At 68.9% G+C, this 26,332-nt stretch carries 26 protein-coding genes; 14 read left to right on the forward strand and 12 right to left on the reverse strand.

Features of this window, described 5'->3' with window-relative positions; genetic code table 11:
• The first annotated feature begins 107 nt into the window (after positions 1 to 107).
• Entirely contained in the window at positions 108 to 1,409 is a 1,302-nt protein-coding gene (locus tag MKK50_RS09245) for an alpha/beta hydrolase (protein ID WP_499021831.1), read from the forward strand.
• Between the two features lie 119 nt (positions 1,410 to 1,528).
• Here the strand turns inward: MKK50_RS09245 and MKK50_RS09250 are convergent, their stop codons facing one another.
• Positions 1,529 to 2,305 carry a creatininase family protein gene (locus tag MKK50_RS09250; RefSeq protein ID WP_499021833.1) on the reverse strand — a complete coding sequence of 259 codons (777 nt, stop codon included), beginning with the start codon at positions 2,303 to 2,305 and terminating at the stop codon, positions 1,529 to 1,531.
• Positions 2,306 to 2,453: 148 nt separating this feature from the next.
• Here MKK50_RS09250 and MKK50_RS09255 point away from each other — a divergent pair, with 148 nt between their 5' ends.
• The gene (locus tag MKK50_RS09255) at positions 2,454 to 3,395 is read left to right on the forward strand and encodes a diguanylate cyclase domain-containing protein (protein ID WP_499021835.1); all 942 of its coding nucleotides are present in this window, start codon (positions 2,454 to 2,456) and stop codon (positions 3,393 to 3,395) included.
• Here the strand turns inward: MKK50_RS09255 and MKK50_RS09260 are convergent.
• On the reverse strand, positions 3,379 to 3,795 hold the full coding sequence (locus tag MKK50_RS09260; RefSeq protein ID WP_253372813.1) for a CsbD family protein: 417 nt from the start codon (positions 3,793 to 3,795) through the stop codon (positions 3,379 to 3,381). The two genes, MKK50_RS09255 and MKK50_RS09260, sit on opposite strands and share 17 nt — an antisense overlap.
• Positions 3,796 to 3,928: 133 nt before the next feature.
• Positions 3,929 to 4,132 (reverse strand): CsbD family protein, encoded by a 204-nt coding sequence (locus tag MKK50_RS09265; protein WP_253372811.1) that lies wholly within the window; start codon positions 4,130 to 4,132, stop codon positions 3,929 to 3,931.
• A 304-nt stretch (positions 4,133 to 4,436) separates the two neighbouring features.
• Between MKK50_RS09265 and oxlT the strand changes: the two genes are divergently transcribed.
• The 4 genes from oxlT to MKK50_RS09285 all read left to right on the forward strand — a co-directional run bounded on the left by oxlT (position 4,437) and on the right by MKK50_RS09285 (position 9,218).
• The gene (gene oxlT / locus MKK50_RS09270; protein WP_253372810.1) at positions 4,437 to 5,747 is read left to right on the forward strand and encodes an oxalate/formate MFS antiporter; all 1,311 of its coding nucleotides are present in this window, start codon (positions 4,437 to 4,439) and stop codon (positions 5,745 to 5,747) included.
• Positions 5,748 to 5,758: 11 nt separating this feature from the next.
• The gene (locus MKK50_RS09275) at positions 5,759 to 6,523 is read left to right on the forward strand and encodes a fumarylacetoacetate hydrolase family protein (protein ID WP_499021836.1); all 765 of its coding nucleotides are present in this window, start codon (positions 5,759 to 5,761) and stop codon (positions 6,521 to 6,523) included.
• A 104-nt stretch (positions 6,524 to 6,627) separates the two neighbouring features.
• Positions 6,628 to 7,635 carry a 2-dehydropantoate 2-reductase gene (locus tag MKK50_RS09280; protein ID WP_253372806.1) on the forward strand — a complete coding sequence of 336 codons (1,008 nt, stop codon included), beginning with the start codon at positions 6,628 to 6,630 and terminating at the stop codon, positions 7,633 to 7,635.
• A 2-nt stretch (positions 7,636 to 7,637) separates the two neighbouring features.
• Entirely contained in the window at positions 7,638 to 9,218 is a 1,581-nt protein-coding gene (locus MKK50_RS09285; RefSeq protein WP_253374082.1) for an acyl--CoA ligase, read from the forward strand.
• Between the two features lie 127 nt (positions 9,219 to 9,345).
• On the opposite strand, the gene MKK50_RS09290 is transcribed toward MKK50_RS09285, so the two are convergent.
• The 4 genes from MKK50_RS09290 to MKK50_RS09305 all read right to left on the reverse strand — a co-directional run bounded on the left by MKK50_RS09290 (position 9,346) and on the right by MKK50_RS09305 (position 11,802).
• Positions 9,346 to 9,627: a hypothetical protein gene (locus MKK50_RS09290; protein ID WP_003600059.1), complete on the reverse strand. Its 282-nt coding sequence runs from the start codon at positions 9,625 to 9,627 to the stop codon at positions 9,346 to 9,348.
• On the reverse strand, positions 9,628 to 9,855 hold the full coding sequence (locus tag MKK50_RS09295; protein ID WP_499021838.1) for a hypothetical protein: 228 nt from the start codon (positions 9,853 to 9,855) through the stop codon (positions 9,628 to 9,630).
• A 142-nt stretch (positions 9,856 to 9,997) separates the two neighbouring features.
• Positions 9,998 to 10,363, reverse strand: coding sequence for a hypothetical protein (locus MKK50_RS09300; protein ID WP_499021840.1), 366 nt, complete (start codon positions 10,361 to 10,363; stop codon positions 9,998 to 10,000).
• A gap of 242 nt (positions 10,364 to 10,605) precedes the next feature.
• Positions 10,606 to 11,802: an MFS transporter gene (locus MKK50_RS09305; RefSeq protein WP_499021842.1), complete on the reverse strand. Its 1,197-nt coding sequence runs from the start codon at positions 11,800 to 11,802 to the stop codon at positions 10,606 to 10,608.
• Positions 11,803 to 11,936: 134 nt separating this feature from the next.
• On the opposite strand from MKK50_RS09305, the gene MKK50_RS09310 reads away from it, so the two are divergent.
• Positions 11,937 to 12,839 (forward strand): LysR substrate-binding domain-containing protein, encoded by a 903-nt coding sequence (locus tag MKK50_RS09310; RefSeq protein WP_499021843.1) that lies wholly within the window; start codon positions 11,937 to 11,939, stop codon positions 12,837 to 12,839.
• Here MKK50_RS09310 and MKK50_RS09315 read toward each other — a convergent pair.
• The gene (locus MKK50_RS09315) at positions 12,823 to 13,212 is read right to left on the reverse strand and encodes a tautomerase family protein (protein WP_499021844.1); all 390 of its coding nucleotides are present in this window, start codon (positions 13,210 to 13,212) and stop codon (positions 12,823 to 12,825) included. The two genes, MKK50_RS09310 and MKK50_RS09315, sit on opposite strands and share 17 nt — an antisense overlap.
• 258 nt (positions 13,213 to 13,470) lie before the next feature.
• Between MKK50_RS09315 and MKK50_RS09320 the strand changes: the two genes are divergently transcribed.
• Complete coding sequence (locus MKK50_RS09320) at positions 13,471 to 14,361, forward strand: HpcH/HpaI aldolase/citrate lyase family protein (RefSeq protein WP_499021845.1); 891 nt, start codon at positions 13,471 to 13,473, stop codon at positions 14,359 to 14,361.
• Positions 14,362 to 14,429: 68 nt separating this feature from the next.
• Here MKK50_RS09320 and MKK50_RS09325 read toward each other — a convergent pair whose 3' ends face one another.
• Together MKK50_RS09325 and MKK50_RS09330 are read right to left on the reverse strand one after the other, a co-directional pair.
• Positions 14,430 to 14,810, reverse strand: a complete 381-nt coding sequence (locus MKK50_RS09325) for a hypothetical protein (protein WP_253372794.1) — start codon at positions 14,808 to 14,810, stop codon at positions 14,430 to 14,432.
• Between the two features lie 225 nt (positions 14,811 to 15,035).
• The gene (locus tag MKK50_RS09330; RefSeq protein WP_499021847.1) at positions 15,036 to 15,710 is read right to left on the reverse strand and encodes an HAD family hydrolase; all 675 of its coding nucleotides are present in this window, start codon (positions 15,708 to 15,710) and stop codon (positions 15,036 to 15,038) included.
• Between the two features lie 129 nt (positions 15,711 to 15,839).
• On the opposite strand from MKK50_RS09330, the gene MKK50_RS09335 reads away from it, so the two are divergent.
• Positions 15,840 to 17,252, forward strand: a complete 1,413-nt coding sequence (locus tag MKK50_RS09335; RefSeq protein ID WP_499021848.1) for a Wadjet anti-phage system protein JetA family protein — start codon at positions 15,840 to 15,842, stop codon at positions 17,250 to 17,252.
• Between the two features lie 13 nt (positions 17,253 to 17,265).
• A complete protein-coding gene (locus MKK50_RS09340; RefSeq protein WP_499021850.1) occupies positions 17,266 to 17,901 on the forward strand; it encodes a DUF4194 domain-containing protein in 636 nt (211 codons plus the stop codon).
• Here MKK50_RS09340 and MKK50_RS09345 read toward each other — a convergent pair.
• Positions 17,856 to 18,818: a LysR family transcriptional regulator gene (locus tag MKK50_RS09345; protein WP_499021851.1), complete on the reverse strand. Its 963-nt coding sequence runs from the start codon at positions 18,816 to 18,818 to the stop codon at positions 17,856 to 17,858. The genes MKK50_RS09340 and MKK50_RS09345 overlap by 46 nt on opposite strands.
• Positions 18,819 to 18,953: 135 nt before the next feature.
• Between MKK50_RS09345 and MKK50_RS09350 the strand changes: the two genes are divergently transcribed.
• Complete coding sequence (locus MKK50_RS09350; RefSeq protein ID WP_499021852.1) at positions 18,954 to 19,883, forward strand: ring-cleaving dioxygenase; 930 nt, start codon at positions 18,954 to 18,956, stop codon at positions 19,881 to 19,883.
• A 76-nt stretch (positions 19,884 to 19,959) separates the two neighbouring features.
• The gene (locus tag MKK50_RS09355) at positions 19,960 to 20,589 is read left to right on the forward strand and encodes an alpha/beta hydrolase (RefSeq protein ID WP_499021854.1); all 630 of its coding nucleotides are present in this window, start codon (positions 19,960 to 19,962) and stop codon (positions 20,587 to 20,589) included.
• Positions 20,590 to 20,652: 63 nt separating this feature from the next.
• Here MKK50_RS09355 and MKK50_RS09360 read toward each other — a convergent pair whose 3' ends face one another.
• Entirely contained in the window at positions 20,653 to 21,618 is a 966-nt protein-coding gene (locus tag MKK50_RS09360; RefSeq protein WP_499021856.1) for a bifunctional helix-turn-helix transcriptional regulator/GNAT family N-acetyltransferase, read from the reverse strand.
• A gap of 367 nt (positions 21,619 to 21,985) precedes the next feature.
• On the opposite strand from MKK50_RS09360, the gene MKK50_RS09365 reads away from it, so the two are divergent.
• Positions 21,986 to 22,213, forward strand: coding sequence for a hypothetical protein (locus MKK50_RS09365; RefSeq protein WP_499021858.1), 228 nt, complete (start codon positions 21,986 to 21,988; stop codon positions 22,211 to 22,213).
• Between the two features lie 548 nt (positions 22,214 to 22,761).
• Positions 22,762 to 26,229, forward strand: coding sequence for an SbcC/MukB-like Walker B domain-containing protein (locus MKK50_RS09370; protein WP_499021860.1), 3,468 nt, complete (start codon positions 22,762 to 22,764; stop codon positions 26,227 to 26,229).
• Positions 26,230 to 26,332 lie beyond the last annotated feature (103 nt).

Consider the following 26,332-nt stretch of genomic DNA (forward strand, 5'->3'; position numbering starts at 1 on the left):
CGCAACTCTCAGATTCGTAACGGATGATGGTGCATTTGGAAAAGGTTTGAGGCTCTTTTCCGCAGGCGGCTCACGCGTTCAGCCAGAGCGTGAGGGCCGTTATCCGGATGGGGGCGTTCGGACATATGCGCAAATCTTTGAGTTTCACGCCGCCGGATCTGCAGGAGGCCCGGCCTGAGCCGGTGCGCCACCGCTACGTCTTCTACATTCCCGGTTACGATCCGGAGGCGCGGACCCGCTACCGGCTGCTCTTCGTGCGGGAATGGGCCCGCTACATCAAACGGTTCGGCGGCGGCCGGCGGGAGATCTCCCGCGCGCAATCGAGCGAGGACGGGCTGGTCCAGAGCTGGACCGTCGGTGCGCCCGAGCAGGGCGAAGGGGCCGAGACCCGCTACGACGTCCTCCTCTGGGACGACATCGTCGCTGCGGACTTCGCCCGTTCCCGCTTCGTCAGCGTGGCGCTCCTCGTGACCGGCACCCTGCACATGATCCTGGCCGGCTTGCTGTTTCGCTTCTACCGGCTGAGCTGGAAGTACGGCAACGTCATCCTCTACCCCTTCGTGATGGTGATCCTGCTCACCATCCTGTCCGTCGTCATCGGGGTGGCCGTGCATGCCCATCTCGGCGATTGGTTCGGCCACAGCCTGCACCTGCCGCTCTGGATCTCGCTGCCTCTGGGCGTGGTTGCGGGCATCGTCTGGATCAAGGCGATCGAAGCTCTCCTGAACCGCGTCTTCTTCTGGCAGCTTCTGAACGATTGGGTGTTCAACTGGCAGCACGGCCAGGGCTGGCGGCCCGATTACGAGCGCCGCCTCGATGCCTTCGCTGCGCATATCCTGTCCTCCCTCGCGGCACGAGCTGCGGCGGGGGAGGCGACCGACGAAGTGATGATCGTCGGCCATTCCTCCGGCGGGCTGACGGCGGTCGAGGTCGCGGCCCGCGTGCTCGCCCGTGACGGGACGATCGGCACCTCCGGCGCCAACCTGTCCCTCGCGACGCTCGGGTCCGGGCTGCCGCTCGTGGCGTTACAGCCGACGGCCACGCGCCTGCGGGCCGAGATCGCGGACCTCGTCACGGAGCGGCGCATCGTCTGGTGCGACTTCCACGCACCTCAGGACTGGATGAACTTTCCCGGCTTCAATCCTCTGGACCACCTCGGTCTCGACCTGCACGGGCAACCGGTCGCCAATCCCCTTGTGCGCTCGGCGCGGTTTCGCGACATCCTTTGTCCCGAGACCTACCGGCGGGTACGCTTCCGGCCCTTCCGGATGCACTTCCAGTTCCTTCTCGCGAACGAGCGGCCCGGCGCCTACGATTTCTTCGCGATGACCTTGGGTCCGCAGCGGCTGCGCGAGCAGGTGCTCGCCCCCGCTGCGTGCCCCGAACGTGAGCCCGCCGTTCCGCTCTGATCCGGCGATGCTGGAGGCTTGTGACGGGCCCCTATCGAGGTCGAGGCGCGTTTCCATCGTTGTCGTCGGCAGCCACGATCGTCATCGTGGCCCACACCGCCCCAAAAGGTGCGACGCCGCTACAGTGAGAACCGATCCACCTCCTCCAGCAGCCGCACGAAGGCGTCTGCGCCGTAAGCGAGGGCGGCCTCACCCGCTTCCGCCGTGCCGAGGCGGGCATCGCCGAGAGCCCCGGATGGGTGGAGGTCTTCCGTTTTCCAGGCAAAGGCTGCCGGACGGCCGGCGCGCAGCAGCGCGAAGTCGCGCTCCATCGCCACCGTGCGGGGCTCGAAATCCCGGATGTGTTCCCGCCTGACGAGATCGGGCCGCAGCGCCAGCATCAAGGCTGTCTCGATGCCGCCGGCATGGATGCCGTGGCGGATCTCACCGGCCGGAAACAGCCCCTCGGGCAGGCCGAGCCGGCTCCACGACGTCGTCACCGCGACCATACCGAGGCGGCCGCGCAGCTCGCCTGCCACGAGGTCGATGAGCGCGCTGTTGCCGCCGTGGGAGGAGACGATCACGAGCTTCGTGCAGCCCGCCCGGTGCAGGCTCGCGCCGATCTCGGTCCAGGCTGCAAGCGCGGTCGGCGCGGTCAGGGTCAGCGTGCCGGGGAAGGAATCGTGCTCATCCGATTTGCCGACGGCCTGGACCGGAAGGAGCAGCACGTCGAGCGCCTCCGGCACCTGCTGTGCAACCCGCGCGAGATAGCCTTCCGCGATCAGGGTGTCGGTGCCGAGCGGCAGGTGCGGCCCGTGCTGCTCCACTGCGGCAACCGGAAGGACCGCGATGGTTCGGCTCATGTCGCGGCTGCGGATCTCCGCCGTCGTCAGGTCGAGCCAGGATCGCGCCGGCATGCTGTCATCTCCGTTGTCGCGGGTCGAGCGACGCGCCAGCGCACTCGGACGCTCCCGGCTTCGATCAAGCGGAAACCGCATCAACCGCGCGTTAGTCAAGTTGGCTCAGGAGTTTCCGGATTACGTCCATTGCCATTGCCGAATCGCCATGAACACCTTTCCTCAGAACGGGCTTGGCGCGATGCCCTCCGACACGGATACGGCAAATGACGACTCGTCCGAGGCGATGCGCCGGGAATTGGCCCGCCTGCGGGAGATGCTGGAGCAGAACTCGGACTGGATCTGGGAGGTCGATGCGCAGGGGCGCTACACCTACGCCTCGCGCCAATGCGTCGCCCTGCTCGGCCGCGAGCCGGAGGAGGTGTTGGGTCTGACACCCTTCGACTTCATGCCGCCCGACGAGGCTGAGCGCGTCGGCCGGATCTTCGGCGCCATCGCCGCCGAGCGGCAGCCGTTCGCCCAGCTTCTCAACCGCAACCTGCGCAAGGACGGCAGCCTCGTCGTGCTGGAAACGAGCGGCGTGCCGCTGCTCGGTCCCGATGGCGCGTTGCGCGGTTATCGCGGCATCGACCGGGATGTGACCGAGCGGGAGGCGGCGAACGCGCGGCTCCGCCACCTCGCCAGACACGACGACCTCACGGGCCTACCGAACCGGATGTATCTGCGTGAGCATCTCGCAGGGCAGTTGGCCGCCGGACAACGTCCCGGCGTGCTCTGTCTCGATCTCGACGGCTTCAAGCCGGTCAACGATCGCCTCGGCCACGCTGCGGGCGATCGCGTCCTGACGGAGATCGGCCGCCGGCTCGCTGAACTGGCGGCTTCGGACGGGCTGTTCGCAGCACGGCCCGGCGGCGACGAATTCGTTCTGATCGTGCCGGACGGCGTGACCCTAACGCCGGAGACCGTTCGTGCGGTCATCGCCGTACCCATCGCCATCGATGCCGAGACGGTGCGGATCGGCGCCAGCCTCGGCCTCGCTTCGGCCATTGGACCCGATGACACGGTCGACGCCCTGCTCGCGCGGGCCGACCGTGTCCTCTACGAGGCCAAAGAAGCAACCAAGCGGACTGCCGTCAGCGACGGCGGCTGAGCAGCCAGCCGAGGCCGAAGGCTGCCGCGGCGACAAGCGCCAGGGTCGTGCCGCGATTCTCGTCGGCCTGTGCCGCAAGGGCGCGACCGCGCCGGTTCGCCTCGTCGCGAAGATGCCGCCCACGGGCATGGGCCTCGTCGTGCAGGTGGCGACCCCGTTGTGCCGCCTCGTCTCGCAGGTGCCGGCCGCGGGAGACCGCCTCGTCGGCGATACGGTAACCGTCCTCGTAGAGGTCCTCGGCCCGCTCGCGGGTTCGGCCATACGCCGCCTGCGCCACGCCCGCGACCTGTTCGTAGGCACCCTCGACCTGCGGACGGGCCCGGCCGGACACGGCGCCGAGCACGCTGCGGCCACGGCCCTTGATGTTGCGGAAGCCGCCCTCGATCTGGTCCCTGTTCATGATGAAGTCCTGCTGATCAAATTGGTTTTAGCCGACCCGCGCGACGGCGGGTTTCGAAACGAAGAAGCCGCACCCGGTCGGGTGCGGCTCCGGCCGTCGGGTCGTGGTGGGAAGGTCCTACCGTCCTCGAGGCTTAGAGCTTGCTCTTCACCGCGTCGGCGGCGTTCTTCACGCCCTCCTTGGCCTCGCCGACGGTGCGCTGGGTCTTGCCCTCGACTTCCTGCGCCTTGCCCTCGGCCTGCAGCTTGTCGTTGCCGGTCAGGTTGCCGACGCCCTGCTTGACGTTGCCGGCGACTTCGTTGGCGGCGCCCTTGATCTTGTCGGTCGTGCTGCTCATGGCGTCTCTCCGTTCATTGGTCTTGCGCCGCGTCGCGACGCTCTCGGCAAACTGAACGGGAGCCCCGAGCCCTTGGTTCCACTCCTATGATGTGGAGTGCATCGCCGCACACGCGCCGACGAAAGGCATTCATGGATGCCGCGGTCGCAGCGGCGTTCAAAAAATATCTGCGCGGCGGCCAAATATTTTCCTGTCAGCGCATGGGTCACGAGCGGTTACGTATGCGGTATCCAAAATTCCAATATGGCTAAGCCGGGCACCTGTTCCGGTCCGCCAAGAAGACGTGAGTTCGAGGGACCGCTCCATGGCCGTTCAAGCCGCCGATCCATTGCCCGGCGCTAGCGCTTATTCCGCCTCGCGCGCCGATTCGCCTCTGGGCGGGCGCTGGGGACAGCTCATCCTCGGCGTGCTGTGCATGTCGATGATCGCCAACCTGCAGTACGGCTGGACGCTTTTCGTCAATCCGATCAACGACAAGTATCACTGGGGCAAGCCGGCGATCCAGGTCGCCTTCACGATCTTCGTCCTCACCGAGACCTGGCTCGTGCCGATCGAGGGCTGGTTCGTCGACAAGTACGGTCCGAAGGTCGTCACGCTGTTCGGCGGCGCGCTTTGCGCCATCGGTTGGGCGATGAACTCGGTCGCCGACTCGCTGTGGTTCCTGTATCTGGCCGCCGCCGTCAGCGGCATCGGTGCGGGCGCGGTCTACGGCACCTGCGTCGGCAACGCCCTCAAGTGGTTCCCGGATCGCCGCGGGCTCGCCGCCGGCCTCACCGCCGCGGGCTTCGGTGCCGGCTCGGCGCTCACCGTCATCCCGATCGCCGCGATGATCCGCGACAGCGGCTACGAGCAGACCTTCCTCGCCTTCGGTCTCGGCCAGGGCATCGTCGTGATGATCGCCGCCCTGCTGCTCTCCTCGCCGAGCGCCGCCTACAAGGAGCGGATGCTCGCCGGCCGCACCTCCCCCAACGCGACGAGCCGCCGCCAGTACTCGTCGGCCGAGATGGTGCGCACCCCGGTTTTCTGGCTGATGTACGCGATGTTCGTGATGATGGCCGCCGGCGGCCTGATGGCGACGGCCTCGCTCGCGCCCATCGCCAAGGACTTCCAGGTCGATTCGATCCCCGTCTCCCTCATGGGCCTGACCCTGCCGGCGCTTACCTTCGCGCTCACCATCGACCGCGTGCTCAACGGCGTGACCCGGCCGGTCTTCGGCTGGATCTCCGACCGGATCGGGCGTGAGAACACCATGTTCGTCGCCTTCATGATCGAGGGCGCGGGCATCCTGGCGCTCGGCATGTTCGCCCACTCGCCGCTGGCCTTCGTGCTGCTCACCGGCCTCGTGTTCTTCGCTTGGGGCGAGATCTACTCGCTGTTCCCCTCGACCTGCGCCGACACCTACGGCGACAAGAACGCCACTGCCAATGCCGGCCTGCTCTACACCGCCAAGGGCACGGCCTCGCTGATGCTGCCGGCCTTCCTGGCGATCCAGACCGCCACCGGCTCCTGGCAGAACGTGTTTTATCTCGCCTCCGGCATGGCCTTCATCGCCGGCTTCCTCGCGCTCTTCGTCCTGAAGCCGATGCGCGCCCGCTTCGTGGCCCGCAACCAGTGACGGAGGCGAGCGTGATGCGCTGGATCGGCTTCGTCCACGCTGGCGAGCCCGGCTTCGGCCGGCTCGAGGCCGAGCGGATCGCGGTCTGCGAGGGCGACCTGTTCGGTGAGAACCGGCCGACGGGTGAGGTGCTGGCGCTCGCGGAGGTGAGGGTCGGCCTGCCCTGCCGCCCCTCGAAGATGATCGCCCTGTGGAACAACTTCGGGGCGCTCATGGAGAAGCAGGGCCTGTCGCGGCCTGAGGCGCCGCTGTTCCTGATCAAGCCCGCCAACACCTTCCGGCCCACCGGCGCAACCGTGGCGGTGCCGGAGGCGGCGGGCCGGGCGCTCTACGAGGGCGAACTCGGTATCGTGATCGGCAAGCGGGCCCGGGATCTCACCGAGGAAGAGGCCGCCGACCACGTCTTCGGCTTCACCTGCGTGAACGACGTCACTGCCTCGGCGATCCTCAAGGCGGATGCGAGCTTCACGCAATGGACCCGCGCCAAGGGCCTCGACGGCTTCGGCCCGTTCGGGCCCGTCATCGCCACCGGGCTCGATCCCTCGGCGCTGACCGTGCGGACCTTGGTGAACGGGCGCGAACGTCAGAACTTTCCGGTCGGCGACATGCTGATCCCAGTGCCCCGGCTCGTGGCCCAGCTCTCGCAGGGCATGACGCTGGAGCCGGGGGACGTGATCGCCTGCGGTACCTCGGTGGGGTCGGGGCCGATCCCCAAGGGCGCTACGGTCGAAGTGGTGATCGAGGGCATCGGAACGCTCTCGAACCGGTTCGATTAAAGTCACGCTCAAGCAAAAGTGGTCTCCGCGGCCGGACGGAACCGGCCTCGAACGGCGTTTCAGAACAAAGCCGGCGGAGCGGAAACGGCAGCACGGGTGAGAACATGAGCATCGCGATCGTCGGCGCCGGCGCCATCGGCGGATATCTCGGAGTCAGGCTGGCGGAGGCCGGCGAGGACGTGACCTTCATCGCCCGCTCCAACGCGGCGGCGATCCAGGCGGACGGCATGCGCCTGATCGAGGAGGATGGCACCGAGATCCACTCGAAAACCGTCAAGGCGACCCGCTCCATGCAGGAGGCGGGCGTGCACGAGGTCGTGCTGCTGACGGTGAAAGCGCATCAGGTCGGGCCGATCGCCGCCGACCTGCACCACCTGATCGGCCCCGACACCGTCGTGGTGACGATGCAGAACGGGATTCCGTGGTGGTACTTCATGGGCGGCCATGGCGGCGACCATGCCGGCACGCGGCTGGAAAGCGCCGATCCGGGCGGGCTGATCGCCGAAGGTCTCGACCCCAAGCACGTCATCGGCTCGGTGGTCTATCCGGCGACCGTGCTCACCGATCCCGGCACCGTGAAGGTGATCGAGGGCAACCGCTTCGGTCTGGGTGAACTCGACGGCTCAAAGTCGGAGCGGGTGCTCGCCCTCTCGCAGCGCCTCGCCAAGGCCGGCTTCCGCGCGCCCGTCACCAGCGACATCCGCGCCGAGATCTGGCTCAAGCTGTGGGGCAATCTCAGCTTCAACCCGATCTCCGCGCTCACCCACGCGACATTGGAAGATATCTGCCGCTTCCCCGACACCCGGGCGATCGCCGCCGAGATGATGCGCGAGGCGGAGGTCATCGCGAACAAGCTCGGCGTCACCTTCCGCCTCGGCATCGACAAGCGCATCGCCGGTGCCGAGAAGGTCGGGCCCCACAAGACCTCGATGCTTCAGGACGTCGAGGCCGGCCGGCCGATCGAGCTGGAAGCCCTCGTCGGCTCGGTGATCGAACTCGGCCGCCTCACCGGCACGCCGACCCCGCATATCGACACCGTCTTCGCCCTGATGCGGCTCCTGGCCCAGAGCCTGGAGCGTGCCAACGGCCGCCTCGCGATCCAGGGAGCATGACGATGCTTCTGCCCGAACCTTCCGCCCTTCACCCCACCGACTCCAAGGAGGCCAGCGTGGCCGCGACGACTCTTCACGAGCTGATCCAGGCCGGCGCCGATGCGGCCCCCGCCCTGTCGAGCCCCGGCGGCGTGCCGCTGACGTTCCAGGCCCTGCGGGCGCTGACCGAACGCACGGTCGCCGACCTCAACGCCCGCGGCATCGGCCGCGGCGACCGCGTCGCGATCGTGCTGCCGAACGGCCCGGAGATGGCCGCCGCCTTCATCGCGGTGGCCGCCGGCACCACCTCGGCCCCGCTCAACCCGAGCTACAAGGCCGACGAGTTCGAGTTCTACATGAGCGACCTCGGAGCCAAGCTCCTGCTGGTCGCCGAAGGCTCCGAGTCGCCGGCCGTCGCCATCGCCGAGAAGCTCGGCGTGTCGGTGGCCCGCCTGCGGCCGACCCCGGAAGAGGGCGCCGGCAGCTTCACGCTGCATTTCGCCGACGACGCCACGAGCGAACCCGCCCGCGGCGGCCGGGCGGAGGCGGATGAGATCGCGCTGGTGCTGCACACCTCCGGCACCACCTCGCGGCCGAAGATCGTGCCGCTGACGCAGGCCAATGTCTGCGCCTCGGCGCGCAACATCCGCACCGCGCTCGCCTTCGGGGCGCAGGATCGCGGCCTCAACATCATGCCTCTGTTCCACATCCACGGCCTGATCGCCGGCATCCTCGCCCCGCTCTCCGCGGGCGGCCAAGTCTCCTGCACGCCGGGCTTCAACGCGTTGAAGTTCTTCGGCTGGATGGATGAGGTGAACCCCACTTGGTACACCGGCGTGCCGACCATGCATCAGGCGATTCTGGGCCGGGCCGCGCGCAACAAGGAGATCATCGCGAAGAACCCGCTGCGCTTCATCCGCTCCTCGTCCTCGTCCCTGCCGCCGCAGGTGATGAAGGAGCTCGAGGACACCTTCGGCGCGCCCGTCATCGAAGCCTACGGCATGACCGAGGCCGCGCATCAGATGGCCTCGAACCCGCTGCCGCCCAAGCCCCACCATGCGGGCTCGGTCGGCCTCGCGGCGGGCCCGGAAATCGCGGTGGTCGATCTCGACGGCGAGCCTTTGCCCGCGGGCGAGACCGGCGAGATCGTCATCCGCGGCGACAACGTGATGAAGGGCTACGAGAACAACGAGCGGGCCAATGCCGAGGCCTTCACGCGGCAGGGCTGGTTCCGCACCGGCGACCAGGGCGTGCTGAGCCCCGAGGGCTACCTCTCGATCACCGGGCGCCTCAAAGAGATCATCAACCGCGGCGGCGAGAAGATCAGCCCGCGCGAGGTCGACGAGATCCTGATGGACCACCCGGCGGTGTCGCAATGCGTCACCTTCGCGGTGCCGCATGACAAGCTCGGCGAGGATGTCGCCGCTGCGATCGTCCTGCGCGAGGGCGTCGAGGCGGTGGAGAAGGACATCCGCAGCTTCGCCTCGGAGCGTCTGGCCCCCTTCAAGGTGCCGGCCAAGATCCTGATCCTCGACGAGATCCCCAAGGGCGCCACCGGCAAGCTCCAGCGCATCGGGTTGGCGCAGAAGCTCGGGCTGGTCTGAGGCCTTCGAGCGATTCGGGGACTGTGCCCGGATCGCTTCGCCGACTGAAACCTGGGGCAGGATCAAATGGAAAGGGCCGGCGGATGAACCGCCGGCCCTTTCCTCGTTCTCGCCGAGTGCGAAAAACTCAGTTCCGCGCGGCCATCATGTCGTGGGACAGGACGGTGAGCTTGCCGATCAGGCTCGCCACGTCGCCGTGCGCGCAGGACCACTGCGTGCCGATGGCGCTCCCGTCGTTCGAGACCGAGACCACGGCGACCGAGCGCAGCTTGCCCTCGCGGGCGAGCTTGAGCTGGTCCTGAAGCACCTCGATGATCGAGGCGACGTTCTCGTCGGCCACGGCCTCGGCGGCGGCGGCGGGGAAGGGGACTACGGCGGCGTCGTTGAGGGCGCGATCGAACTTGGACATTCAGGCAACTCGCCGATGCTTGAGGGAGGTGTGGCCGAGGGGGCCGGCCTGGAGACGATCCACGAGGGAGGCGAGGCGATCGGGCAGGGCACCGTCCTTATCGACGGACAGGCGCTTGCCGATGGCGGAGGCGACACCTTTGGTCACCCGGCTGACGACGGGCCGCTCGAGAGGCGGCACCATCTGCAGTCGGTCCGTTCGGTTCGGGTCGGCGCTCGGATCAGCCATCGCTTCCTCGCTCTCGGACGATTGCATGAGGTGATCCTGCGCGCCGCATCGCGTCATGAAAATGGCACCAGACCGGCCACGCTTGCGCATTTCCCTGGCTGTGACGTGAAAGCGACACCTGCCACGCCCGGCCCGGAGACGCTCAATGCGGATCCTGCCAGCCGGAACGGACCGGCGCAGCGGCGCCCGCGCCGCCAGTGGTCATCGCCCGCGGCGCCTCGGAGCGGGCGACCGCCGGCTCGGCCATCGCCGCGCGGCGGGGCGCACGGACCGAGCGGCGCAGGGCGGCGCGGCGCTTGCGAGTGGAGCGGGGACGGGCCGTGCTGTTCGAACCGATGAAGCCGCCGGCCACCGCGCCCACGACGGCACCGACCGGTCCGGCGACGAGGGCGCCGGCCACGGCCCCGGCTCCGACACTCATCGCCGTCCGGTTTTCGGCCTGCGCGGGTGCGGACAATCCTGCGAGCAGCACGAGGCCGGCACAGGCGCCGAGGCAGGTTCTTCGCATCCGGTCGTCCCTTCGAAAACCAATTCGAGAACGCCCTTGGCCTTTGATCTTGACGAAAGGTTGACCTGATTTCGTTTCGTGACTTGGCCGTATAGCCGAAGACAACTGCTGATACGGTTGCCGCTTGATCAGAGCGGCAACCGTATCAGCAAGCCTGAGCGGTGCTCGAGCTGGGCCTAAATCCGCTATCCCGAAGGGATCAACCGGATTCGGTATGAATTCACGTATGTTCTTGCTCAAGCCTAGCCGCTGGCTGCGAGCGGCCGGCGCAATCGAAGCACCAGCGGAACGATTACGAGCGCCGTGGCGGCGGCGGCCAGGAGGCCGACGGCCGGCCCGGCGGTGTCGCCGAGCGCCCCGTAGGCGATCGGCGCAAGGCCGCCCGATCCGATGACCGCGGTGTAGAACAGCGCGAATGCCCGGCCGACATCGCCACGCGGCGCGAGATCCGGCACCGTCCCGTAGAGCACCGAGGAGGTGCCGTTGAGAACGACGCCGATCAGCGGCAGCAGCACCAGAGCCGGCCCGAGCGGCAGGACGAGGAGCGCGGCGACCCCCAGAGCCGTGGCGGTCTCGGTCGCGACGACGCAGGCCACGACGCCGACGCGCGCGCCGAGCCAGCCGCACACGGCCTTGCCGAAGGCCCCTCCGGAAAAGACCAGGGCGAGGGCGAGCCCGGTCGTCGTGGCCGTGCCGCCCTTCGCTTCCAGAAGGAAGGGCAGGAACAGCAGGGTGCCCATCCGCGTGGCGGTATCGAAGGCGCCGACCGTCATCAGGAGGGCGAAGCCCCGGCCCTCGCCACCGCTCCGGCTGGTGCGCGGGGGGGCGGCGGCCAGCGATCCCCGCGGCAGGACGAGGACGAGTGCCAGCCCTGCCGCGAGGCCGACGCCCGCCATCAGCCCGGTGGCCGGACGCCACGCCATCACCCCGAGCAGCCCTGCGACGGCGACCGGGAACACCGCCTTCCCGAGATCGCCGGCGAAATTGTAGATCCCGAGCGGCCCGCGCGCGGCACTGCCATAGGCCTGCGCGACGAGGAGCGAGGCGCGGGGATGCTGGAGGCTCGCGCCGATCCCGGCGAGCACCAGCCCGGCGCAAAGCCCGAACAGGCTGCCGCTCAGCGCCATCACGCCGAAGCCCACCGCGGCGACGAGGGTCGAGACGGCGAGGCTGACGCGGATCGGCCATCGCGCCGCCAGCCGGTCGGCGGGTATCTGCAACCCGCCCATGGTCGCGTAGTAGAGGCTGCGCAGGACCGCGAGCCCGGCATAGCCGAGGCCGAACTCCAACTGCCAGACCGGCAGCAGCACGTAGAGCAGGTCGGTGTAGCCGTCATGCAGGGCGTGGGCGAGGCAGGCCCCGCCGAGGCTGCGCCGCTTGAGGTCGAGGCTCGCGGTGTCACCCTGGCGGAATTCATCGAATCGGACGGCTTGGCTCACACGAAAATCCCCGGCTGCAATTGCGCGGCGATCCTAGACTTGTGAGTTTTGCGCGATGAGAGGTGTCCTCCTCACAGGTTCCGTGCGGTTTCCTCACGGATCGAGAGGGCCAAGGGAATCGAGAGGGCAGGGACATGCGCCGGCTGCCGCCGCTGCACGCGTTGCAGGTGTTCGAAGTCGCGGCCAGGGCCGGCAGCTACGCGCAGGCCGGGCTCGAACTCGGGCTCACCCACGGCGCGGTGAGCCGGCAGGTCGCTGCCCTGGAGACGTGGCTCGGCCAGCGGCTGTTCGTGCGGGTCGGGCGGCGGATGGTGGCGACCCCGGCGGCACGCGTCTTCGCCGAGGAGATCAGCCTCTCCTTCGACCGGCTCACGGCGGCGGCGGAGGCGTGCGGACGGCCCCAGGCGCCGCGCGTCCTGCGGGTTAGCGCGCCCGTCACCTTCGCCATGCGCTGGCTGATCCCGCGCCTGGACGACTTCCACGCGGTTCGGCCCGGCACGGAGGTCAGGGTCACCACCACGACGACCTTGCAGGACGCACTGCGCGGCGGGTTCGACCTCGCGATCCGGCGCGGCCCCGAGCCCTGGCCGCAGCACCGCGCCGTGCCCTTCCTGACGGAGACCGACACGCTGGTGGCAAGCCCCGCCCTCTTGCGGGATAAACCGCTCGCGGCTTTAAGCGACCTCGACGGTCACATCCTCCTCGGCACCGAGACCCGGCCGGGTGATTGGAGCGATTGGCTCGCCGCCGCCGACGTGACGCTCCCCGGCGGCGTGCGCCGCCGGGTGTTCGACCACTTCTTCGTGACGCTTCAGGCCCTCGAGGACGGGGCCGGCCTTGGCATCGGACCGTTCCCGGTCCTCGATCGGATGGTGGCCGCGGGTCGGCTCGTTGCACCGTTCCCGGACATCCGGGTCGAGCGCGCCGCCTATTTCGCCCTGACGCCGTTCGATGCCGACAAGTCGCCCGCGCTCACCGCCTTCGTCGATTGGCTCGTGGCGGAGGGCGAGCGGCCGGGGCTTACAATTCCCCGGTGAGAAACTGCGCCCGGCCGTGCCCGAACGACCAATCCTCGTCGGTATTCTCCACGGTCGAGACCATTACGTCGGCGGGGGCGATGCCGCAGGCGGCCTGCAACTTCTCGGTCAGCAGCCGGTAGAACAGCTCCTTCTTCTTGCGCCCGCGCGGCCGGGTGATCATCTGCACCACCACCACGTTCTGCGTGCGGGGGATGTCGAGGCCGGTATCCTCTACGATCATCCGCGAGGGCTTGTGCTCGGTCACGATCTGGTAGCGGTCGCCCGGCGGCACCTGAAAGGCTTCGAGCATCGCCTCGTGCGCGGCGTCGAGAAGCGCCTTCAGTTCCGCGTCGCTGCGGCCCTCGATCAGGTCGAAACGCATCAAGGGCATGGGACTCTCCAGGATGAAGCCGCATTCTCAAAGGGGAACGAGGCCGAAACACGGGTCGGGCGCATCGGCCAGGATCCGAGATCCGGGCTGCGGCACCGCAAGGCGAGGTTGCGCCCTCTGGCGGTTGCCGGGCGCTCGCGGTTAAATAGCTTCGCTTCCGGCCGCTTCCAACCGATCGGGAATGTTCGTATTATGCATTCAAACGAGGGTGGGGAGCGGGCGCCGGGCCCCTCACCGACCCCTGGGAGGAGACGAGACATGTCCGATTTGCGGTTGCGCCGCAGCGTTCTCTACATGCCGGGATCGAACCAGCGGGCGCTCGATAAGGCCAAGACGCTGCCCGCCGACTCGCTGATCCTGGATCTCGAGGACGCCGTCTCCATGGAGGAGAAGGAACTGGCGCGCGATCAGGTCTGCGCCGCGGTGAAGGGTGGCGGTTACGGCCATCGCGAACTGGTGATCCGGGTGAACGCCCCGCAGACCCCTTGGGGGGACGGCGATCTGCGCGCGGCAATCCAGGCCAAGCCCGACGCGATCCTGATGCCGAAGGTGTCCTCACCCGCCGTGCTGGAGAGCGTGGCCGACGCGTTGGAAGCGCTCGACGCCCCCGATTCCATCGCAGTCTGGGCGATGATCGAGACGCCGGCGGCGATCCTCAACATCCACGAGATCGCCAAGGCGCGCCGCGACCGCCGCAACCGGCTCACCGGTTTCGTGCTCGGCACCAACGATCTGGCCAAGGACACCTGGGCGCAATTGGTGCGCGGGCGCGTGCCGATGCTGCCCTGGATGATGCTGACCCTCGCAGCCGCCCGGGCCGAGGGGCTGATCGTCCTCGACGGCGTGTGGAACGACATCGCCGATCCGGAGGGGTGCCGCGAGGAGTGCCGGCAGGCGCGCGACCTCGGCTTCGACGGCAAGACGCTGATCCACCCGAACCAGATCGAGCCCGCCAACACTTCGTTCGCCCCGACCGATGAGGAGGTGCGCCGCGCCCGCCTCGTGATCGAGGCCTTCAACCTGCCGGAGAACGCCAAGCGCGCGGCGATCAAGGTCGAGGGCCGCATGTACGAGCGCCAGCATATCGGCATGGCACGCCGCGCCGTGGTGTGGTCAGAGACCATCGCTGCCCGCGACGCCGCCGGCTGACCATGAAAAAGGCCGCGCTCCAAGAAGCGCGGCCTTGCCGTCATGAGAGGCTATGACGGCGCGGGATCCTACCAGCCGTAGCCGTAATCGTAGGCCGGGCCACCGTAGGAGTAACCGCCATAGGCGCGACGCGGGGCGTAGTAGCCGCCGTCGTAGTAGCCAACATTGCGGTAACCGTAGCCGTAGGCGGGACGGGCGTAGCCGTAACCATAACCGGCGACCGGTCGGGCATAGCCGTAATCGTAGCCGTACCCGCCGCCATAACCACCGTAGCCGTAGCTGTTCGAGGCGGCCGCACCCACGAGCGCGCCAGCCGCGAGGCCACCGATCACGCCGGCTGCGATCGCGCCGCCGCCACCACGGCCGCGCCAGCGGGCTTCGGCATCCGTCGAGGACAGGGCGCCCACGCCGAGGACAGCCACGGCGGACAGAATCGCAAGCTTCTTCATCAAGTCTCTCCGATCGAGTTGGATCGCCGATCCATTGGCACCCCAACGAACAGGCCTTGGATTCGGTTCACTCTCAATGTGCCGATGCTCACGTTGCATCCTGTCGCATGAACGAAGGTGCAAGGCGCCGTTCATCCAGTTGTCAGGATCGCGTTGCGTACTCCGAGAGCGGGTTAGGCGCGGCGGTTCGGCGATCTGAGCTTGGCCATACCGGCGCCGTTACGCTCAGCGACGGCCGCCGACTTCGTCGAGGTGTTCCAAGAGCATGGCCGGGTCGTCGTAGACCCGGACGGCCCCGGAGCGTTCTAGCTCCTCCGTGCCGTATCCGCCCGAAAGCAGGCCGACGCCGAGCCCGCGGCAGCGGCGGGCAGCCAGCATGTCCCAGATCGAATCGCCGACGATCACCGCGTGCTCGATCGGCGCATTCAGCCGCTCGGCGGCGGCGAGGAACAGGTCGGGATCGGGCTTGGCGTATTTCACGAGGTCGCGGGTCACCACCGGCACCTGAGCCGGATCGACGCCGAGCGCGACGAGGTTGTGGCCCGCCGTCTCCATCCGCCCGCTGGTGGCGATGGCCCAGGGGATGCGGTTCTCGGTGAGCGTGGCGAGCAGTTCCTTGGCGCCGGGCAGCGGAACGACGCCCTTCGAGAGCCGGCCATAGGCTTCCGCGTGCAGCCGCCGCAGCCGGTCGATCCGCTCCGGGTCGATGTCGAGCCCGGTTTCGCGCAGGAGCTGGTTGGTGAAGAGCCCGCCGCTCATCCCGATCTTGCGGTGGATGCGCCAGACCGAGAGCGGAATGCCCTCTGCGTCGAGTGCCTCCTTCCAGGCGAGCACGTGCTGGTAGACGCTGTCGACCAGCGTGCCGTCGAGATCGAACAGGAAGACGGTCTCAATACGCATGTTTCGCACTCCATCGGCTGGTGGTCATCAAGACAACGGGCGCTCATCCCGGTCGATGCATGCGGGGATAGAACGGCGCGAGCATTGACCGGCGGCGCCCGAGCGGGTTGTGGTCGCGCCCATCCCGTCATGCTGTTCACCCATCTCGCCGACGACCTCTTCCGCCCGCTCGCCTCGCCGAGCCGCGCCTTCAACGCGGCCCTGCTGCTGCACCTGCACGCCCGCGTGTTCGGCGATGCCGCCGAGCCCCTGCGCAAGAGCGAGCTTCTGGCCGCGATCGGCGACTTCTCCGCCGGGTGGAGCCAGGCCGAGATCGCCGACGACGAGGCGACGCCCGTCGATCCCATCGAGCGGCGCTCGGCGGTGTTCCGGCGGCTGATCGAGGCCGGCTGGCTGGTGGAACGGCGCGAGCGCTACGTGCCGGTGGTCGATTTCGATCCCGATGCGCGCCTGCTGATCGAGGAACTGGCCCGGATCGAGCGCGGCGAGACCCGCTCCTACGGCGGCGCGGTGCTCGAAGTCCTGAGCGCGCTGGAAAGCGCCATCGCCAGCCCCGCCGACCGCTCGGAGGCCCTGCGCAATGCGGCGAAAGCCTCGCGCACCTTCCTCGGCCACCTGCGGGGCCTCGCCGGGGCGATGCGCAAGCTCGAAGAGCGAATCCTGCGCGAGCCCGACCTCAGCGCCGCCTTCCGGCTCTACTTCGAGGAATTCGTCGAGCGCCACCTCGTCTCCGACTACCGGACGCTGCACACCCGCTTCAATCCGTTCCGCTTTCGCTCCGGCATCGTGCGGGAAGCCGGCCGCGCCTTGCGCGATCCGCTGACGCTGCGGGCGCTGGCCGACGGCAACCTGCGCGAGGGCCGCGCCGCCGACATCACCGCCGCCGAGCGGATGGTGCGCACCGACCTCGTCGAGATCCTCGCGATCTTCGAGGGGCTCGACCCGCATCTCGACGCGGTGGCCGAGGTGGTGACGCGGCTGGAGCGGCGCATCTCGGCCGCGCTCCGCTACCGCGACCCGCGCGATTCCGCCCGGATCGAGCGGGCGGCGGCGGCGTTACGCGCGGTCGGCGCGAGCCAGGACGACCTGACCGGCCTGCCCCTGCCGCAGGTCTCGTTGCTGCGTCCCCCCATCGGCCCGCCGCAACTCACCAATCCGCGCATGCCGCGCCGGCTCATCGAGTACGAGCCGCTGCCGGAGATCGACATCGATCCGGCGATCGAGGCCTTCATCGCCGCCAAGGACGAATTTCGCCGCCGCATCACGGTGACGCCGGAGCGCATCGTCGCCTATCTCGACGCGCGGCTCGCGGGGGGGAAGGCCCTGCGCGGCTCGGACATCGCGGTCGACGACGTCGATGCCTTCGTCGTCTTTCAGCGCCTGCGCGAGATCGACGTGCTGTTCGATGGCGTGCTGCGTGAGCGCTACCGCGTCGCCCGGATCGAGGGCCGCGTCTCCAACGGCTGGCTCGACTGCCCGGACTTCATGATCGAGCGCATACCGCCCCCCGCCGCCCGGCGTGGAGCCGGCAAAGCAGGCTGAACGGACAGAAGCGATGCTCGAATCCTTCCGCGCCATCCTCGACGGCGAGGAGATGCCGCCGCCCGGCAGTTCCGCGCCGAGCGAGGAGGAATTGATCCGCGCGCTCCAGGTCATGCTGAAGAGCCAGTGCATCTACGCTGCGACCACCGGCATCGGCCGCTCCTACGAACTCGCGCGGCACTACGCGCCGTTCTTCCGCGACTATTTCGCCTGCCTCGGCTACCGCTTCGAGGTCGCCCACCGCGACCAGATGGTGTTTTTGGCCCTGCCGCCCGACGGCGTGCGCCACGATGCGCAGGGCGAGCGCCTGCGCAAGGACGAGACCCTGGTGCTGCTGGCGCTCCGGCTCGCCTACGAGGAGGGCCTGCGCGACCACCGCGTCTCCACCGACGGCACGGTGGAATGCACCACGGACGACATCGCCGACGCGATCCGCTCGGCGGCCCGCACCGAGCCGCCGGACGAGGCCCGTCTGATCGAGATCCTGCGCCTGTTCGCCCGCAAGGGCGCCCTCCGGCTGGGCGAGCGTGACCGCGCCGAGCGGGTGACGCCGCTGATGGTGATGCCGGGCATCACCGTGCTCTCGCCGGATGCCTGGATGGATCAGGTCCGCGCCTGGGCCTCCGCCGGGGAGGGGAGGGGGGCCTGACTCTCCTCCTGCGCCCAGGGGGCGGTGGAGAAGGCCCGTTCCAGGAAGGCGATCAGCGCCGAGACCCGCGCCGGCCGCGGCAGGCCCGGCGGCATCACGAGGTTGAGGGCGATCGGCGGCGGCTGCCAATCCGGCATCACCCGCTCCAGGCGTCCCGATGTCAGATCCTCCCAGATCGTGAAATCCGGCTGTACCGCGAGGCCGAGCCCGGCCCGCAGCGCTGGCGCCAGCGCGTCGGCGTTGTTGGCCCGCAGCGGGCCTTCGGGCACGACCGTCACGGTTTCACCGGCGGCGTTGGTGAAGGGCCAACGGTCCGGCGTCGGCAGGTAGGCGTAGCCGAGGCAGGCGCGGGCCTTCAGATCCTCCGGATGCTGCGGTGGTCCGTAGCGTTCGAGATAGGCCGGCGTCGCCACGAGCGAGCGGCGCACGCCGCAGAGCCGCCGCACCCGGAGCGATGAATCGGGCAGAGCCGCGATGCGCAGGCCGAGATCGAACCCGCCGCCGACGAGATCGACCACCGCGTCGGACAGGTGCAGATCGACCGAGACCTCGCGGTATGTGGCCAGGAACTCCGGCAGCACCGGCGCGAGGTGGGCGATCCCGAAGGACATGGGGGCGGCGAGCCGCACCCGCCCCCGCGGCACGCCGTTGGCGTCGAGGGCGCGGGCCTCGGCCGCCTCGCCCGCCGCGAGCAGCCCCGCTGCGTCCTCCCGCGCCAAGCGGCCGGCTTCCGTCAGCGCCAGGCGGCGCGAGGTGCGGTGGAACAGCCGTGCGCCGAGCCGGCCCTCCAGCCGCGCCACCGCCTTCGAGACGGTCGCCTTCGACAGCCCGAGTTCGTCGGCCGCGCGGGCGAAGGAGAGGGCGTCGGCCACCACCGCGAACACGGCCCAGGCCTCGAAATCGGGGAGTTTCGCCATTGATCAAATCCGGAAACGATGCGTTTCAATCGTTTCCATTTTCAGGCGGGCAGGCAAGGGCCAGATTGGGCTCACACCGATCGCAGCCCGGACACCGATCCCCGCGGCGATCTTCTCAAATAGGAGACCCGCATCATGAGCGCGCACGGCATCCACCACGTCACGGCCTTCGCCAGCGACACGGCCCGCACCATCGACTTCTACACCCGAGTGCTCGGCCTGCGGCTGGTGAAGAAGACCGTCAACTTCGACGATCCGGGCACCTACCACCTCTATTTCGGCGACGAGGCGGGCACGCCCGGCACGATCCTCACCTTCTTCCCGATCGCCCAGGCGGCCCCAGGCCGGGTCGGCATCGGGCAGGTGTCGGAGACCGCTTTCCGCGTGCCGCGCGCTTCCATCGGTGAATGGACCCACCGCTTCGTTTCGCTGAACGTCGCGCATGAGGCGCCGGTGACGGTCTTCGGCGAGACGGTGCTGCGGTTCCGCGATCCCGACGGGATGCCGCTGGCGCTCGTCGGCGTCGAGGGGGCGGAGACCGAGCCGGCCTGGACGTCCGAGGGCATTGCGCCGGAGACCGCGATCCGCGGCTTCCACGGCGTCACCCTGCTCCTGCGCGGGGCGGAGTCGACCGCTGCGATCCTCACCGACGTGCTCGGCTTCGCGGAAACCGCCCGCGAGGGTAGCCAGATCCGGCTGACGAGCGGGGCGGGCCTCGGCGGGCTCGTAACGCTTCGAGCGGTCGGCGACTTCCTGCCCGGCCGGCAGGGGGCGGGCTCGGTCCACCACATTGCCTTCCGTGCCGCCGACGACGCGGCGCAGGCGGCGATGACGGAACGGCTGAGCGAGCGGCACGGCCTGTCCGTGACCGAGCAACGCGACCGGCAGTACTTCCGCTCGGTCTATTTCCGCGAGCCCGGCGGCATGCTGTTCGAGATCGCCACCGACGCGCCCGGCTTTGCCATCGACGAGCCGGCGGCGGAACTCGGGACCGCACTGAAGCTGCCGCCCTTCCTCGAGCCGCATCGCGGGCGGATCGAGGCGGTGCTGCCGAAGGTCGCCTGAACTGACCGCCCACCGTCGCGGCCGCCCGGATCCTGTCCGGGCGGTCGCACCCTCCCCAGACTGAACGGAGACAGCCATGACGAACGGCGTCACCTTCGACTTCGTCCACCGCTTCGAGCCCGGCACAGACGAGCGCGCGCCGCCGCTTCTGCTGCTGCACGGCACGGGCGGGGACGAGAACGACCTGCTATCCCTCGGCCGCACGCTCTCGCCCGGCTCCGCGCTGCTCTCGCCCCGCGGGCCGGTTCTGGAGAACGGGATGCCGCGCTTCTTCCGCCGTCTCGCGGAGGGCGTGTTCGACGAGGCGGACGTCCGCCGCCGGGCCGGCGACCTCGCCGCCTTCGTCGCCCAGGCGCGGGCGGCCTACGGGCTCGCCGCGCCGGTGGCGGTCGGTTTCTCGAACGGGGCCAACATCGCCGCAGCGACCCTGCTCCTGCACCCGGAGGTGTTGGCCGGGGCGATTCTGCTGCGGGCGATGGTGCCGCTCGCCGAGAGCCCGTCGGCCGACCTCGCCGGCCGCCCGGTGCTGCTGCTCTCGGGTGCTCTCGATCCGATCGTGCCCGCCGAGAATGCCGAACGGCTCGCCGCGCGTCTCCAGCAAGCCGGCGCGGCGGTGACGCACACGGTCAACCCGGCCGGTCACGGCCTATCGCAGGCCGATCTTGTCGCCTCCGGGGCGTGGCTCGCCAAGAATTTCGGCGGCTAAGCTTACCGCGGGGGTCGGGGACTTTGCCTGACACACTCGGTGTGACGGGGGGCATCGCCCCCGTCACGCGGCTTGCCCCGGTGCCTCCCCCGTCTCGCTCAGGGGCAGCATCCAGGTTTCCCCGTCAACCGGCATGCCGAAGCTGGTATGGGGCGCGGTCTCGACGCAGACGAAGCCGTGGCGGGCATAGAGGCGCCGGGCGCCTTCCAGAACCGTATGGGTCCACAGCGTGAGGCGGGCATAGCCCGTCTCGCGGGCAAAGCCGATGCACGTCTCGATCAGCGTATCGCCGATGCCGCGACGGCGGGCGAAAGGCTCGACATAGAGGAGGCGCAGCCGCGCGGTGCCGTCACCTTCGTCGGTGAGGAAGACGGACCCCGCCAGCACGCCGTCGATCTCCGCGATCCAGCACTGCTCGCGCCCCGGCTTGAAATTCCGCAGGAAGTTGGTGGTGGCCTCGCCCTCGATGATCTCCAGGCCGCGGCCCCAGCCGTGGCTCTGGGCGTAGAGCATCGATTGCCGGGCCGCGATCAGGCCCATATCGCCCGTGCGGAACGGGCGGATCGCGAAGACCGGAACGGATTCGGGTTGCAACAGCAGGCGCACGCGCGCCATCGCCTCTGCCAGATCCGCTCTTTGGATGGAATCGAGCCCGCCGACGAGGTCGCTCACAGCCGCGCGCTGCCGTCCGTCCACCTCTTCGAACGCCCTACGCCCGGCTTCGGTCAGTTGGATCGGCCGGGCGCGCGCATCTGCGCCGCGGGCACGGGTGATCCAGCCCCGCTGCTCGAAGCGGGCCAGGATCCGGCTGACATAGCCCGCATCCATGCCGAGCGTCGCCTGCACCGTTGAAGCGGTGAGCGGCGATTGGGCCGGGTCGTGCGTCGCGATTTCGAACAGCAGGCGTGCGTCCGGAAGCGTGACGGCGCAGCCGAGAAACTGCTCGTCAAGCACACCGACGAGCCCGGTGTAGAACCGGTTGAAGCGGCGGACCGTGTCGATGACGTCGTCGGCGCTGGCATCCTTCATGGCCTCAACGTCAGCGAGAAGGTTGACAGAGTCAACTAACTGGCAGGCAGCTTGAGGCGCGGCCCCGGCAAAATCGCGGGCGAACGGGCGGTGCCGGGGCACCACGCGTGTCATTGCGATGAAGGTCGAATACGCTGATGCGCGGCTCGATACGCAGCGGCGCCAAGGTGGCGCCTCCTGTTCGGACGTCCCTCCTTAGGGTGAGCGGTTCGTTAACGATGCCCTGGGAAAAACGGGAACCTGCAAAATCCACTTAGCTTTAAGCCAAGTGACCCTTTGCGCGCAGTCGTCCGCAGCGGTAACATAAGGAAAGATTTCCTCAAAAAGGCTCTCAGGTGCCGATCCGGCAGGATAGGGTCATGAACCAGTGCTAGCGATCCCGCTTCTCGTTATTGCCGGACTGTTGATCGGCTTGTTTTACCACTGGGGGATGCTTGCCGTTGCGAGCTTTTTTATCATCGTCGCGCGGGTCATCTATCACTTCCACAGCGGCCAGTTGGTGCTAGCCGATCTGTTGATGATTGCCGCCTCCCTCTGCGCGCTGCAGGGCGGTTATGTTTTGGGAGGCTATATCGCCTGCAGGAAAGATATCTGAGTCAGGATCAGATCCAGATGATGCGACCTGCTATCCACGATGCTGTGCCCCACAGCACAATCGAGGCGACAATAAACAGAACCCCGTAAATCAGGCGCGGACGGCGGGCGGGCATTTCAACGATCGGCGTTCGTGACAGTCGGGGAGCGCATTTCGCCGTATGGCACGAATCGTATTGGGTTTGTGTCAAAATAGGTGGTTCTCGCATGTGTCAAAGTACGCATGATGTGTGGAAAGGCAGTAATCGAACGAATTTCGTAAACCTGCCGTTGCAAGAAGTCTGTCGCAGTTGTTCCGTGCGTCGAGCCGCAGCCTGCACTCCTGTGGTTCTGGTCTCGGATCGACGCGGCTCCGTCAAATCACGGGTCGGTGATTGCTGTATCCATGCCATCGGTCACTTGGAAAAGTTGTAATTCTGGATAATAGCATCCTCAGATTGTGGTGATCGAGCGGCGACTGCGGCCTGCCGCGCTCCCGCCCTTGCGTGCGTGAGGCGGAGCGTCCATTGCGCTGTCTCTCGCTCAACCTCGGGATAAGCGGCCAAGCCGGTGTACCGCCTCACCGACATTGCGATCTCGAACTGGTACCTCATCCGGCGCGAGCAGATTCGGATTCGGGGCGCGGCGGCGCTCGTCGGTCCCACGGGCGCGGGCAAGTCCACGATCTTCGATGCGGTCGGCACGGTGCTGGCCGGCAATAATGCGAGTCGGCTCGCCCTCAACGCTTCCGCCTCAGGCCGCAGCGCCCGCACGGTGCGCGACTACTGCCTCGGCTGGATCAGCGACCCGGCCGAGGGCGGGCGCCCGACGCGGGAGGCCTGCGAGACCCTCATCAGCCTCGTGTTCGAAAATCCCGCGAGCGGGCGCATCGTCACGGTCGGGCTGGCGCTCGCCGCCCGCTCGGAGGAGCCGAAGGAGGAGACGCTTTCGCGTTTCATCGCCGTCGGTCACCGTTTCGAGATCGGCGACTACGTGCGCGAGACGAGCGAGGGCAGCTTCGTCGCACCCTGGGCGGAGATCGCCGCGGATCTCCGCCGCCGGGCCGACACGTTCGAGGAGTTCCGCACCTCCGGCGAGCGCTTCACCGCCGCTGTGCTGGCGACCCTGCGCGAGGGGGCGGCCGTGCCCGATCCGCGCCAGTTCCTGCGCACCTTCTCCAACGCGGTGGCCTTCAAGCCGATCTTCGACACCAGCGCCTTCGTGCGCAGCTTCGTGCTGGAGGCCGAGCCGCTCGATGTCGCCCGCATCCGCCAGTCGATCGAGACGTGGCGGCGTCTGCTTGAGACCATCGAGGAACTGGAGAAGCGCCTCGCCCACCTCTCGCGCATCTGCGCGCGCTACGAGGGCTGGGCCCGGGCGAGCCTCACCGCCGCGCTGGACGAGATGCGCGCGGCGAGCGCGGATCTCCGCCGCCGCATCCTCGACCACGCCGAGGCCCGCCGCCTGCTCGCCGAGACGTCGGAGCGCCTGCGCATCGCCCGCGAGAGCGTGGCGACGAGCCAGGGCTTCGTGCGCGAGATCGATGCCGAGATCGCCGCCCGCAAGGCACTGATCGTCGGCAGCGTCGCGGAGGCGCGGCTCGCGGCCTCCCATGCCGGTCTCGCCATGGTCGCCCGCGACCGGCGCGACCTCACCAACCGCCTCGCCGGGATCGTCGGCCTCGTGCAGGATGCCGGCCGCCTCAGCGCCATTGCCGGCCCCCTGCGCCGGATCGATCCGGGGGCGGCCCGCATCGTCGAGGCCTGCGCCCGCTCGGGGCTGCGCCGCGAGGCCCCCCCGGAGGACATTCTCCGGGTCGACGGGCCGCTGAAGGGGCTGCTCGACGGCCTCGCGCAGATGCCCGACGTGGCCGACGCCCTGGAAGAACAAGCGGAGGATCTCGCCCTCAAGGCCCGCGAGCGCGAGAACGAGGTGCGCGGCCTCGACGCGCAGGTCGGGGCCGGCCGGTCCTCGGCCGCGCGCCTGTCCTCCGACACGGAGGCCTTCCGCGATGAGTTGGGCCGGCTCGGCATCGAGGCGGCGCCGATTTGCGAACTTGCCGAAATCGTCGATCCGAAATGGGGCCCGGCGCTCGAAGGCTTGCTCGGCCGCGCCCGCGAGGCGCTCGTGGTCGAGCCCGACCGGCTCGACCGCGCCTTCGCCCTGCTCGAATCGCGGAAGAATCAATTCTTCCGCTGTCTCCTGGTGAAGACCACCGACACCGCGCGGCGTTCCGCGCGGCGCTTCGATGACGGGCCGATGGGCCTGATCGAGACCGACAGCGACCACGCCGAGGCTTTCCTCGCGGCACGGCTCGGCGGCTACGACCTCGCCCCGGACGATGCTGCGCTCCGCAACATGAGCCGTGCGGTGGCGCCGAGTGGGCGCTCGACCTCGGGCATGGCCTATTCGGTGGTGCGCCCTGTGCCGCTGATGATGACCCGCGGCCAGCGCGGGCCCACCGCCGAGACCCGCCGCCGCCTCGATGAGGCACGCGAGGAGGCGCGGACCCTGCGGGCCGAGGCGACCGTGATGCGCGAGGCCGCCCGCATCGCCGCACTGCTGCGGAGCCGACTGGCGGAAGCGCCGGTCGATATCGAGGCCCTGCGCGCCGAGGCCGACGCCATCGAGGGCCGCCGCCGCAGCCTTTCCACCGAGCAGGAGACCGTCGCCCGCGCCGATGCCGGCGTGATCGAGGCGGAGCTGAAGGAGCTTCAAAAGGAGCGCTCTGCCTATCTCACTGAACTCGTGCAGGTGCTGGAGCCCAAGCGCGACGCCGCGCTCGCGGAAGAAGCCGGGCTGAAGGCGCGTGTCGCGCAAGGGAAGGAGGCGGCGCGCGCCGCGTTCCTGGCCTACCGCACGGCGCTCCGGCGCTGGACCACCGGCGACACGGTGCGCATCCGCCTCACCGGTACCGTCCCCGCCGACGTGCCGGACACGGTGACCGGGATCGCCGCGGCGCGGGCCGACCGCGCTGCGCTCGACACCAGGGCGCTGGCCTCGCTCGCTTCGCAGGCCCGTGCCTCCGCTCGCGAGGCCGCCGACAGCGTGCGCAACCAGGGCCGCGCCGCCGAGCGCGATCTTGCCGAGTATTGCGCCGCGTGGCGCGTCGAGAACCCCCTCGGTTCGGGCGAGCAGCCGGCCTCGTTCGGCTATGCCTGGGCGACCCGCGAGCGCGACGAGGTGGCGGGGCACGAGTTGCGCCGCTACCGCGACCAGTCAATGCGGGCAGAGGCCGAGATGCGCCGCCTGATGACCGAGGATCTGCTGACGCGGCTGGCCGACAAGTTCGAGCGCATGCGCGCCCGGCTCGATGCCCTCAACGAGCGCCTCGCCTCGCAGACCTTCACCGGCCAGACCTACGCCTTCGAGGCGGAGGTGGACCGCCGCTACGCCGCCGTCCACGCGCTCGCCACCGAAGTCGCCCGCTCACCCGACGCGGCGCAGGCGGTGCTGCCGGGCCCGGAGGAGGGACCCGATAAGAGTCCGCTCGCGGCGGCACTAGCTGAGATCACGGCGCTGATCGAGGGCGAGGAGAACGCCGCGCGGCTGGCCGATTACCGCAACTACTTCGTCTACGAGATCGGCATGCGCGACCGGGCGGGCAACCGCACCACGCTGTCGAGCCGGGCGCTGCGCGGTTCGGGCGGCGAGGCGCAGGCGCCGTTCTACGTGGCGATCGCCGCCTCCATGGCCTCGGCCTACTATCCCGGCGACCGTCCCGGCGATGAGACGCCGGGCTTAGGCCTCTGCCTTCTGGACGAAGCCTTCTCGAAGCTCGACGTGCGCAACAGCCAGTCGCTGGTCGACCTCTTCCGCGCCTGGGGGCTGCAACTCCTCATCGCCGCGCCGGAGGACAAACGCACGACGCTGACCGAGGTGATGGACACCGTCGTCACCGTCTACAAGAGCCCGGATCTCGGCTCGGTCCGAATCGAAGCCGAACATCCGCTGGAAACCGCCAAGCGGGCGCTCGCCGAAATCAATCCGGATCGCCGCGGAATCGACGCTTTCCGTCTCTCGAACGCCGCGGAGTAAGGATGGGGCGGCCGGTCAGCGAACGGATCGCAGATCGGGCGCCCGTTCATCGAACTTTATCCTCTCCGGGCATTGACGACCCCGGCCACCCCGCGTAGAAGCG

This window comes from Methylobacterium sp. J-043 (assembly GCF_022829505.1).
GTDB classification, from domain to species: domain Bacteria; phylum Pseudomonadota; class Alphaproteobacteria; order Rhizobiales; family Beijerinckiaceae; genus Methylobacterium; species Methylobacterium extorquens_A.